We start from the raw sequence: 11,971 nt of genomic DNA, 5'->3' as shown, positions 1-11,971 counted from the left end.
TGTTGGTAGTGAAGCAGGAGCTTCACATGTAGGTTCCCAAGCCAGAGCTTGGGAACCAGTTTGTGGAGAGAGTGTTGGTTGTTGAAATTGCCTTTGGCGCCAACACCTCTCCCGGCTAAAGCCGTACTCTCCTCAAGGAGAGACTTTTTCGAGGTACTAAAAGCAGTTAGAAGTGAATTAGGGAATCAAGTGGAATTCCACTTCGGATAAGTCCTTCCTTGAGGAAGGTGTCTTGGTTTTAACTCGTTAAAACCGGCGGAGGGTGTAAGTGTTAGCAGCCAAGTAAATCATAATCCGATACATTATTTCAGAAATCAGGCAACGCATCATTCCAAAGAATGAACGTTCTTGGATTTCTGTTTACATTATAGCTATGGAAAAAATGACGCTACATATAGAAAATATGGTTTGTGACCGTTGCGAGATGGTCATAGAAACGGCATTGAAAGGGTTGGGGCTTCAGGTGGAGCATGTGCAGCTGGGCAAGGCGGAAGTAGTGCGTGAGGGGGGCAAACCCAGCATGAAAGACATCGAAAAAGAGTTGGAGCGGTTTAATTTTGGGTTGATTAAAGACGATGATGCCATCCTGGCTGAGCAGGTAAAAACCAATCTTATTGAGCTGTTAAATTCCGGCCGGATGGAGCATGAGGATATTTCTGTATCGGACTATCTGGCCAGGAAACTGGCGAAGAGTTATGCTACCATTTCCCGGGTATTTTCAAAGCGGGAAGAAATCACCATTGAGAAATATTTCATCCGACTGAAAATTGAGAAAGCCAAGGAATTGGTAGAATACAACAAGCTCAGCTTCAGTGAAATAGCCTACCGTTTGGGCTATAAAAACCTGCAACACCTTTCCCGGCAGTTCAAGGAAATCACGGGAATGAGCATGAGTGAATATCAAAAGCTTCAAAATCCGGAGCGCAAGCCGCTGGACAAGATTTAGCGATAGAGATTACAGATTGAAAATTAAAGATTAGGAGATTGTTGGTGACTTATCCCGCAGAGATTTTTAGGAAAGAGAGCAAATCAAGACTTTTTTGACCTGCTCCACGCGAGTCTGAAGACTCGCAATGCTTTTACGTTCCAGTCTCCGCTTCGCTAAAGACTGGAAAGATCTATGTTGGATTTTTTCTACCGATAGAGTGTCTTTAAAGCAACGAAAAACGATCATCAGTCATCCGCGTTCCGTAGGAACGTTTGGTGGGTAAAATAAAGCGGCCGGGCAAAGAAGTTTTCGCCCAGATGGTTTTTATGGAATGAGGGTAAACGAAAATTGGCCAATCTATGGCTTCACAAGCTGTGCACATGTTTTAGGTGGGCAAGAAATAGGGGTGGACCGTTTGGCTTGTATCAGCATTCTGAGCCGTGAAAATTTCTTTATTAATACAGAAAGGGACTTATTCAACTCATTTTTGCAATAATTCCCAAAATCCTCTTGGTGCGATAATCTTTAGCTGAGAAATTTTGTCTGAGATATCCAAAAGATCTTTATCCCCGGTAACTAAAATATCTGCATTCGCTCTAATTGCAGACTCCAACACCCAACGGTCATCATCATCTCTCACTTTTATATCAGAAGGTTTATCTGGAATGGGCTCTACATGATGCTTCCGAAGAAATAGTATAAGCCGGGAAACTTTATCGTCAGGGACTTTGAGCTTATCAATTAATACTTTTTCCAGTTCTTTTAATGCAAATTCTCCGGTTATTAGTTGATGATCCGCAAGTATTACTTCGAGTAAATCTGCACAAATCCCTCTTGCCGTAAAAGCACTAACTAAAACATTAGTGTCAGCAAAAATTTTCATGATACTTCACGAAAAACATCTTCGTCCGTGAGCCATCCATGGACCTCTCCAAAGGGTAAAAGTTCCTTCCTAAGTTGCTGAAAGGATTCAATATTAAGCTGACGTTTTAAGGCCTCCCTTACGAGTTCACTCTTCGATTTACCTGATCTTTTAGAGGATTCTTCCAGTTGCTGCTGAAGCTCTTTATCAATTCGAATGGTAAGCGTGGTATCCATGGCGATTTTTCTTTAATTGTATTGCAATGTAACACAATCAAAATTAATAGTGAAGGTTTGTATGCATTCGCTCCTTCAATCAATTTTCTTAATCTCATACCTGACAGCAAATTTGGTCGTTTCCAGCTCTTCTGCCGCGTGTTCAGCATAGGTTTTCACAAAACAGGCGCCGTAATAGAGAATGAAAGAGGAGTAGAAAATAAAAAGTAACAAAAGCACTAGAGAACCTGAAGCACCGTAGATGTTATCAATATTTCCAGAAATCAATACATGTTCCAGTATAAACTGACCAATTGAAAACAGAACAGCCGTAAGAAAGGAACCGGGCCAGACGGTCTTCCAGTTTAAAATAACATCCGGCAAAAACTTGTACATGGAAGCAAACCATAACGTGAAGATTCCAAGCGACAAAGCAAAATTCAACAAGTCCATCAGCCACTGATCGATGGCGGGTATAATGTATAAAACGTTCTCACCCAAAGAGCTTATCACAATATCCAGAGAAAGCATTACCAGAAAAAGAAGGCCTGTAACGAGGATTACCAGCAGGGAAATACCGCGGTTCTTTAAGATGAACATGTAGCTGACGCCTTCTTTTGATTTTACCCTCCAAATTTGGTTAAAGGACCTTTGAACAACCATAAAGAGCGTAGTTGCTACAAAGCTCAGAAAAAGAATGATACCAAGGGTAATCCAGACTCCTTGTTGTATTTCCTGCACATTCCCAAGAATGGTGGATAAGTAATTGGTTGTTTCCTCTCCTAAATTGGATTCTAATGCGCTTAGTACTTCTTCGGTTAATAATTGTTTGTCAAATACAATACTAAAAGCATGTAAGAGCAGAACAATGATCGGAATTAAGGAGAAGGTGGCAAAAAAAGAGGTGGAAGAACTTAGCCTGAGTGGATCATTCTGAATAAAGTACTCGAAACTTTCCTTTAGCAGTTCCCAGAACATCAAAAGTTTCTTCGTATTCATAGTTTTTTTGCCGAGATCAGTGGGTTTACCAATCTAATAACGTAAGTCTGTTCAATACGTTCCTGAATTCAGTACAAGGTAACACAAATACAGCCAATAGTTGATATTTAGAACGGTTTGAAGGAAATAACCCATCCGGTTTATGTACACTCAGCAATCTTCACGCACCGGCAAGGTAATGGTGAATACCGCACCGCCCTCAGCACGATTTTTGGCTTCTATATCGCCGCCGGCCTGCTGAATGATCTCGCTGGAAATGGCAAGCCCTAATCCAAGCCCAAATTCAGCTCCCTGGTTTTTGGTGGTAAAGTTGGGTTGAAATATCTTAGGCATTATCTCTTCGGGAATACCTGGGCCATCATCCGCAATCTCAACGATAATATTATTCTTTTCATGCCAGGTAGAGATACTGATGGAACCGGAATGTTGTAGCACATCGCAGGCATTTACCAAGATGTTGGTCCAAACCTGGTTCAAATCACCTACCGAAATACAGGTTTTGGGGATGTCGTCGAGGTGTAAATTCAGTTCCACAAACTTCAACCGGTTGCTAAGCACCAGCAAAGTATCTTTGATGCCTTCCCGGATATCCACCATCTCTTCTTTGTTCTGATCCTGCCGGCTGTAGCTTTTCAGGCTCTTCACCAGCTTGGCAATACGCTCGCTGGCCACCCGGATGTTGTGTATCATCTTCCCGGCCTCAAAATGCTGAACTTTAAGATGGATGTTTCCTCCCTGGAACAGGTATTGCAAGGCCTCATCCGGCATGTAAGCCATTTTTCGCAGCAGGCTCCGGTCGTCAAAATCCGGGTGTTCTGCTTTGATTTTTTCCATGCGTTGGCGCAGCGTATGGCTGTCAATAGGTTCGCTTTCCAGGCCAAACTCAAAGAGTTTGAAGGCAGCATCCGTGCTTTCGAGGTTTGCATAAATTTCGGAAAGGGTTTCGGCGGAACGCATCAGTGAAGAAGCGGGATTATTAACCTCGTGGGCAAAACCAGCCACCAATTCTCCCAGGGTCGCCATCTTTTCCTGGTGCACCAGCATCTGGTGGGTTTCTTCCAGCTGTTTATAAGCTTTCTTGAGTTCGTTACGGTCCTGAGTTATCTGCTTGTTCAGCTGATAAGCCTTGGTTTGCAGCCGGATATTGCTCTTATACCGCTGTATCATGTTGTTCAACATCAGCTGCTGCAGCGGATGTTTGAGCCGTGGATGATCACTTAGATACATCTCAAATTGGGAGGGGCGCATTTTCAAGGCCATCCCGGCTTTGGTGATGCGCGCCGAAGTGAGGGTAGGGGCCCCGGTGGTAAAGGCAATCAACCCAACAAAATTACCCGGTTCGAGATGAATGAGGGTGATGTCAGACTTATCAGGTTGCGTACGGGTTAGTTTCACTTCGCCTTCCATCAGCAGGTACACGTATTCCAGCGGTTCGCCTTGCAGAAACAGGATTTCATCTTCTTCCAGGGGCAAAGCCAACTCTTTGAGCTCATCCAGTTCACCCATCAGTTTCTTGATGAAGTTAAGAATAGTGGAGCTGTCGTTGAGCCAGTTGATACCGTGATGATCGGTCATATCAGGAATGAATGCGTTGTGAATTGCGGGCTCTGATTGCAAGAATCATAGGTAATAAATGTATAAAAAAATGTTGAACGGGTTATGAATTAAACCCACGAGAAAGCCTCTTAGGCTAAAATTAGAATGTGAACGAATAGTGATTTGGATTACGCATACAAAGATAAAGGTCGACAGAATAATAAATAGACAAGTACAAAATGAAGAATAGCAGAGTTACCAAAATCATCGTATCAGTATGTTTTCTAATCACCCTAACATTAACACACTACGCACAGGCACAGTTGCCCGAAGTAGATGCAACCGAAACCGGTACTGACAAGCAAGTCTTACAGTTTGATCCTGCACAAGTAAATACAGCTATACCGCAAACAGAAGGTTTTGAAGACGCAGAACCTATGCCATTACCCGTATTTAAGGAGCCAGGTTCCCGCTCTTCAGATGCAGGTAAAATCATGAGATATGATCTGGGTACCGGAGAAGTGAGGCAGGTACAGGAATTACCGAGAACGGGTTTGCAGGAAAGCCAGTTTTCGCCGGACTATTCCGCTCAACCCGAACCGGAAGGAGTGCAGTCGCAAACTTTGCAAAACCAAAGGCAGAAGTTTAGCTCACTCAGCCAGGTTACTACGCCTACCGATTTTCCCTACCGGCGAACAGTAAAAATAAAGATGAATTATTCGAATGGGAAAACGTATGTGTGTTCCGGTGCCCTGATTGGCTACGAGTGGGTGCTCACAGCCGGCCACTGCATCCATTCTCAGGATGATGGGGGATGGTCGACCGGGGTGCAGGTTATTCCTGCCTACGAAAATGGCGATGAACCATTTGGAAGAGCCAGCGCCCGTTCATTGTACTCACTTACAGGCTGGACTCAGGATGAAAACTTTGATCACGATATAGCCTGGATTCACTTAGACCGTCCTGTTGGTTTTTTAACCGGATGGTTTGGCCACGGATATGACAATGATAACGGGTATTTCAAGAATAACACCTTTTACAATGACAGCTACCCTGCAGAATCTCCATACAATGGACAACTGATGTATCGCTGGCAGGGATCTTTTGACTTTAAAGCATTTAAGTCGGAACGATATACCATGTGTCAGGACCGCGTCGGCTTTGGCGGGCAGAGCGGTAGTGGTGTGTACGGCTTTAAAAGTGGTGACCGGATTGCATACGCCGTCACTTCTCACACCAAGATTGATTCAGACTCAAACCGTATCGCCCCAACTTGTTACACAAGGGTGACGGAATTTAAGTACAATCATGGATCTGACCTGAAATCTGATCACCGTGAAACTCAACTGGACCTGGTAGTGCTGAATGTCACGGCCGGTCCTGATCAGCCTTTAGAGGGTGAACGATTATCAGAATTAAGATTCAAGGTATATAACCGCTCTTCTGCTACCGGAAATGGCTCCTGGAGTTTTGATATCTACCTTTCGGATGATGAAAACATTACGACGAATGATACCCATTTGGGCTCTCAAAGCTTCAGTTATGATTTCTCGGCAGGGGGAGGAGTCAATGTAAATGCCTCACCTCCGAGTTTGCCAGATGGGCATATTGGCGACAAGTATATCGGAATCATCTTGTCCAATTCCGATGCTGAAAACAGCAATAACGATTCGGATGGCTGGGATTCCTATAAGCTGGATATACAGGGTACATCTTTGCTAACCTTTGCGTCCGAAAACCCATCTTCGGTAGATCTGAGTATTTATCATGATGACATATACGGAGATGGCAGCGGGTCAACCGAAATGGAAAGACGTTATCAACCCAATAAGCAATTTAACGTGTATGCCCCGGAGACCGCCGGAACCAACAGCTTCAGTCACTGGGAAATAGATGGCAGGCATGAGACCAATTCAAGGGTTTTGCAGCTTACTGTCCTTAACCGTGATGCTGAGTTAAAGGCTTTTTATACCACACCCGATATTCCCGTATACCCGAGGGTGGTTGATGCAAGAACGCTCGAAGGAGAAATAGAAACGAACTCTATCACGGTTACTAACAAAGGCAGCAGTACGCTGAACTGGGAAGTATCTTCGAATGAGACCTGGATCAGTACCAACCTGACTTCGGGTACACTATCTCCCGGGCAAAGCCGCACCATCAGTGTAAATACCGGATCTTCTTCTTTGGATGTGGGCAGTTATTCCGGAGAACTGACCTTTTCATCACCGGACTTTGGTGTAAACGACATGGATGTACCTGTAAATCTGGATGTGGTGTATACCACCATTCCTCCCACGCCCATAGAAATATTCAGGGCACTGGAAGTCATTCCGGATGACCTCTATGGATTTTCTATAGGTGGCGGCCCAAACGGTGGCTTAATTGTCGGAGGTATTCCCGGCCGGCAGGAGAAGCGCGGCGTTGGTTATGTGCGTGAATTTATGGATGGAGAATGGAGCCTTGGTACACAAATCAGTGCGGAAGAGCCTATCGCAGGTTCAAGATTTGGTCATGCCATGGATGCCGGGATGATAGGAGCATCAGGGTTTGTAGTAGCTGGTGCCCCCGGAACAGGACCTGGAACCTTTAAAATGAAATCAGAGCACTGGCCTGGAGCGGCGTACCTCTTTCAAAAAGTAGAAAATGAATGGCAAATGATCGAAAACATCCGTGCCGATGTAGAATATGGAGCTCGCTTTGGTGAAAGTGTGCAGCTTGTGGATGCCCGCTTCGAGGACAAGGAGTTGCCTATGGTTATTGCAGGCGCACCAGGAAAAGATCAGGATGATATGACCGATGCGGGTGCCGTTTTTGTAAACGATTACTCCACCGAATGGGAATACCGAATGAACACCCCCATTTTTCCTGAGAATCCTATTCAGGGCGAGCAATTTGGTATTAGTGTGGATATGCTGAATTCGGAAGAATATGGTATTCGACTTTTAGCTATTGGGGCCAATGCTGCCTTGACGGAAGAAAGTGGCGGCAGTGTGTACTTGTATGAATATGCCGGTGAAGGCTCATGGGAACTGCGCAACAAAATACAGTATCCCGAGCTTAGCGCGAGTGCAGACTTTGGTACTTCTGTAGATATCGAACTTCATCCGGAAGGCGTACCCGTATTGGCAATAGGTGCACCCGGTGCTATTCTGGATGGCAAAAGCGCCACCGGGGCCATTTTTACTTACATCTTAAAAGAAGAAGAGTGGATAGCCCAAGAACCTCTGATCTCCAGAGAGATGATAGAAGGAGCTCAGTTTGGACAGGATGTAAGTCTTTTACTTCCCGGCGAAAAAAGTTACCTGGTAGCCGGAGCACCCGGCAATATTGAACGGGAGTCTGAATACCCTGGCAGTGTAATGATTGCTGAAATGGAAGGACTTGAAGGAAACTGGGAGCCAATGAAAACGCTCAATCCACAAGATGGAGAACAGTCCGGTTTGTTTGGCCAAAGTGTGTTCTCTTACACACAGGATGGGGAAAATCATTTTATGGTTGGTGCTCCCGCCGCCGATACGGAAGAGGGAGACAATGTTGGTGAAGTGGCCTCTTACACCGTTAAATCCGAAAGCGATCTTCCTCAAATTGCAGTCTCTCCGGATAGTATTTCGGTTGAGCTATTTAAAGGAGAATCAGCCCAAGAGCCCATCCTGATCAGTCAGGAGGGCGGAAGCATACTTGAGTGGAGTATTGATCCCGGAAATGAACTTTCCTGGATGTATCCTGAAAAGTACTCAGGAAGTCTTAAGAGTGGAGGAGAAGCCAACCCAAATCTCAACTTCTTTACCGAAGGAGTGGATCCGGGAACCTATGAAGCCACGCTAAAGGTACGTTCCAACGATACGGACGGCGATGTGTTCGACATTCATACCACCTTAACGGTTATGGAACAGGATTCTACCGATCTGTCGGCAGGGGAATTTTACCTAAGCGGCCCTGATACTTTACAAGCAGGTGCGTTGGTAAATGATAATATTCATCTTTCAGCTCATAATAATGGTGCTGAAGCAGTCAGAAATGGTTTTCGTGCCGGCTTTTATTTGTCGGATGATGAAACGCTCTCAGAAGATGACAGCTTATTTAGTTCGGTGCGAATCGATACCTTGGGTAAAGATGAATATGTACTCATAAACTCTTCGTCCGGAACACGACTGCCTCTTGATATAGATGCCGGAAGCTATTACTTGCTGGCTAAGCTGGATGTCACGGATCAGGTATTCGAAAGCAATGAGGAGAATAATGTGCGGGTACGGGCGATAACCATCATACCGCCAAAATATCCTGAACTACAACTGGCATCTACAGAAGTGCGGTATCAGCTCCAGGAAGACTCTACCTCATCTCATTCCATTACCTTGGTTAATGGTGGAGATAGTGAGTTGGAATTTTCGGCTCCGGAGTTTTTGGATGAGGGCGCACTAAAACAAATTTCTACAGCAGATAGCAATGGTGTATCAGGACTCATTGAGTCTGTGGAACCATCTTCGGGAGTGATAGCAGCCGGCGACTCGGCAAGTGTTCAGCTCTTTTTAAGCGCTACACAGACAGGGGCCGGTAATTATGCAGATACGCTACATATTATCACCAACGATCCCGGCCAGCCAACGGTAGATGTAGCTTTTAATTTAGAGATACTCACAGATACCGAAAAAACGGGTCAGCTGATACCTGAAGAGTTCAGTCTTGGAAATAATTATCCCAACCCTTTTAACCCAACGACCAACATTTCCTTTTCGTTGCCAAAATCAGCAGCGGTAAGTCTGGAGGTGTATACCATATTGGGACAGAAAGTGTATACCCTGGTAAATCAAACAATGAAAGCGGGGCAGCATACGGTTTCGTTTGATGCCGGAGCACTCTCAAGCGGGATGTATATTTACCGGATCAAAGCGGGAGAGTTTAAGCAAACCCGTAAGATGATGCTGGTGAAATAGTTAGCTAATCGTGAAGGTAAGTCACGAAGAAAAGTAACAGAGGAAAAGGCAGTTTAACCGCTGCCTTTTTTTAATTTTATAGAAAATTATATTCTCATAGAGAAATAAAAATGTTTGAGTTATCATAAACAGGCATTTATACATTCATCAACGTACCGCATTGTTTTACCGGCTGCTCACATTAAACTGGCGAATATTTATCTCCAACCTGAACCGGTTTCAGTTGTTGTTAACGATAGGTTACATCCTGTTTTTGGGAATAATGTTGGTGAATTTGCTCGGGACCGCCATCGTGGTTGTTTTGTTGGATAGCGATCCCTGGATGGAGATGCAGCTACCCTGGCTCACTCCCAACATCTATTCGTTTATACTGCTGATATTTGCCAATGCCTTCTGGGTGATGCACTTCTCATTCACCAATATGCGGCTGATGAATATCGAAGAAAACCGCAAATTGCTCGGTTTTGGCTTCCCCTTGCACCGGCTCACCCGTTACCTGATGCTCATCGGTTTTTGCCACCCGGTCAATATTATTTACAACTTTAGCTGGCTCGTTTTTCTCCTGATACAAGTAGAATACATCTACCAGGTACCGGTAGCGATGGTGGCAGTGATGTTGAATTACACTCTTATCTATTCCATCAAACATCGTTTTATACAAGTGGTAGAGAAACGATTTATGATTGTTGTGGTGGGTTTCTTTTTTCTTGTATTCGGGTTGTTTCAGTTGGTTTCTCTGGCGACCTCTAACGCAACACAGATTTTTGCAGAATTTTTGCCCCGGGTAGAAACCATCAATGCGGTGTTGTCTTGGTTGCCTGGAGGCATGCTCATTCAAACCGTAACGGAAAGCTACGGCTGGTTATATGCTGGGGTATTTTTTGTATTCGGGGTGATGCTGACAGGATTATTGGTTGTTGATCATTTCAATAACACGAAGAAGGGTTTGCTAAACCCAGGCCTGAAAAAAGCCGAAGAGGAAAGCAGTACCTTATGGCCGGTGCTTAAAAGAGTGATGGGGAGAAATGCGGGTAAATATTATTTCTATGTGATGAAGCATCCCTACAATCGCCTGCAAGTGCTTACCCTTACTATCATACCGATTGTTTATGTGCCATTGCTACTGAATGTAGATTATGAGGTTGCTCAAACTATTCTCATTCCCACTATTTTAGCGGGCATCCCGGTGGCGCTTTTGGCCATGGGTATGGCCAATATGTATGGTTATGAGAATAGGGAGTTACTGCTACATCTTCAACTTCCGGTATCTCTTGAAAAACAATTGAAGGAGCGTTTTCTGGGAGTTATCATATTACCGCTGTTGGTGTTTTATGTAATCACAGCCGTGGAGATATGGCTGATACCTGAAATTGGTTCACCCCTTCACATTTTTATTGCTAATACCTTTTTCTTTTTGATGTTTATGCTACTGTTTGTGTGGAGTTCCTATTTTCAATATCAAAGAGCCACCTATTCCTCTTTTAGCTACAAGCATCCCATCATTCCGCAAAAAGTAACTTTTGCCATTTCATTCCTGATTTTTTCAATGGGTTACCTGGTGTTTGTGCCTCTCAATGATTTAGAATGGTATCGGCTTACTATTATGAGTACGGTAATTGTAGTGATGGCCGTATACCTTTGGCAGCACATGTATGTGTTGGTGAGTTTATTTAAGAACCGTGTGCAAATGAGATTATGGAACGAGTTGTAGAAATAAAGAACCTGGTGAAATGCTACGAGGATGAGCCGGTATTAAAACATCTGGATCTGGAAATCCCCAAGGGAACCATCTTTGGGTTGATAGGACCAAATGGAGCCGGGAAAAGTACACTTATCGGCGTGCTTACCGGGTTGCTGGATTTTGAAGAAGGCGACATTTCCATGCATGGAATGGAACTAAATGCTGATAATGAGCTGGAAATAAAGAAGATCACCGCTTCGGTATTACAGCCTCCTCTGTTGTTTGAGCAATTTAGCAGCCTGGAATTTATTGAGTATATCTGCGAAATCTATGAAGTAGAGCAGAAAGGCTTGGTGGAAAAAGCCTACTCGCTGATGGACTATTTCGACATCAAGGATTTTGCTAAAATTAAAGTGAATAAACTCTCATCAGGCAGCCGTAAGAAATTGGCCTTCGTGACGGCTGTATTGGTAGAGCCCAAACTGTTGCTGCTGGATGAACCATTTGAGTCGGTGGATGTCATTTCTATCAACCGCATGAAGAACATCATACGGCGCCTTAAAGAAAAGGGCGTCACCATTATTATCACCAGCCATATCCTGGAAGTAGTGGAAAACCTCTGTGATGACATCGCCATTTTACACGACGGACAGATTAAAGCTTACCTTGATTCCGTAAGCCGAAAGGAGCTGCAGGAAGATGCGAGTTTGCATGAGATATTTGAGCAATACGTACAGGTAGAACGCAAGGAGGATCAAGTAGATTGGCTCTAAACCTAAACCTAAATCTGATGGCGTGCCTATGGCAGAATGT

General features: G+C 44.3%; 8 protein-coding genes. 4 read left to right on the top strand and 4 right to left on the bottom strand.

Going from position 1 to position 11,971, the window contains the following annotated elements; all coding sequences use genetic code 11:
- The first annotated feature begins 373 nt into the window (after window positions 1–373).
- Window positions 374–946: an AraC family transcriptional regulator gene (locus FN815_RS16450; RefSeq protein ID WP_221930341.1), complete on the top strand. Its 573-nt coding sequence runs from the start codon at window positions 374–376 to the stop codon at window positions 944–946.
- A 463-nt stretch (window positions 947–1,409) separates the two neighbouring features.
- Here the strand turns inward: FN815_RS16450 and FN815_RS16445 are convergent, their stop codons facing one another.
- From FN815_RS16445 to FN815_RS16430, 4 genes are all read right to left on the bottom strand, one after another.
- A complete protein-coding gene (locus FN815_RS16445) occupies window positions 1,410–1,811 on the bottom strand; it encodes a putative toxin-antitoxin system toxin component, PIN family (protein WP_142455776.1) in 402 nt (133 codons plus the stop codon).
- Window positions 1,808–2,026, bottom strand: coding sequence for a YlcI/YnfO family protein (locus FN815_RS16440; RefSeq protein ID WP_142455774.1), 219 nt, complete (start codon window positions 2,024–2,026; stop codon window positions 1,808–1,810). Before FN815_RS16440 ends, FN815_RS16445 begins: the two co-directional genes overlap by 4 nt.
- 75 nt (window positions 2,027–2,101) lie before the next feature.
- Window positions 2,102–3,004: a YihY/virulence factor BrkB family protein gene (locus tag FN815_RS16435; protein ID WP_142455772.1), complete on the bottom strand. Its 903-nt coding sequence runs from the start codon at window positions 3,002–3,004 to the stop codon at window positions 2,102–2,104.
- Between the two features lie 150 nt (window positions 3,005–3,154).
- A complete protein-coding gene (locus FN815_RS16430) occupies window positions 3,155–4,621 on the bottom strand; it encodes an ATP-binding protein (protein WP_142455770.1) in 1,467 nt (488 codons plus the stop codon).
- Window positions 4,622–4,779: 158 nt separating this feature from the next.
- Here FN815_RS16430 and FN815_RS16425 point away from each other — a divergent pair, with 158 nt between their 5' ends.
- From FN815_RS16425 to FN815_RS16415, 3 genes are all read left to right on the top strand, one after another.
- A complete protein-coding gene (locus FN815_RS16425) occupies window positions 4,780–9,477 on the top strand; it encodes a T9SS type A sorting domain-containing protein (RefSeq protein ID WP_142455768.1) in 4,698 nt (1,565 codons plus the stop codon).
- 160 nt (window positions 9,478–9,637) lie between these two features.
- Window positions 9,638–11,188 carry a hypothetical protein gene (locus FN815_RS16420; RefSeq protein ID WP_142455766.1) on the top strand — a complete coding sequence of 517 codons (1,551 nt, stop codon included), beginning with the start codon at window positions 9,638–9,640 and terminating at the stop codon, window positions 11,186–11,188.
- Entirely contained in the window at window positions 11,173–11,931 is a 759-nt protein-coding gene (locus tag FN815_RS16415) for an ABC transporter ATP-binding protein (RefSeq protein WP_142455764.1), read from the top strand. The genes FN815_RS16420 and FN815_RS16415 overlap by 16 nt, the downstream gene beginning before the upstream one ends.
- Window positions 11,932–11,971 lie beyond the last annotated feature (40 nt).

This window comes from Gracilimonas mengyeensis (assembly GCF_900182705.1).
Classification (GTDB): Bacteria; Bacteroidota; Rhodothermia; order Balneolales; family Balneolaceae; genus Gracilimonas; species Gracilimonas mengyeensis.
This window is presented reverse-complemented; position numbering and strand designations above follow the sequence as displayed.

Coding starts and splice junctions, on each gene's coding strand:
- FN815_RS16450 (WP_221930341.1), top strand. CDS start 374: ATGGAAAAAATGACGCTACATATAGAAAATATGGTTTGTGACCGTTGC.
- FN815_RS16445 (WP_142455776.1), bottom strand. CDS start 1,811: ATGAAAATTTTTGCTGACACTAATGTTTTAGTTAGTGCTTTTACGGCA.
- FN815_RS16440 (WP_142455774.1), bottom strand. CDS start 2,026: ATGGATACCACGCTTACCATTCGAATTGATAAAGAGCTTCAGCAGCAA.
- FN815_RS16435 (WP_142455772.1), bottom strand. CDS start 3,004: ATGAATACGAAGAAACTTTTGATGTTCTGGGAACTGCTAAAGGAAAGT.
- FN815_RS16425 (WP_142455768.1), top strand. CDS start 4,780: ATGAAGAATAGCAGAGTTACCAAAATCATCGTATCAGTATGTTTTCTA.
- FN815_RS16415 (WP_142455764.1), top strand. CDS start 11,173: ATGGAACGAGTTGTAGAAATAAAGAACCTGGTGAAATGCTACGAGGAT.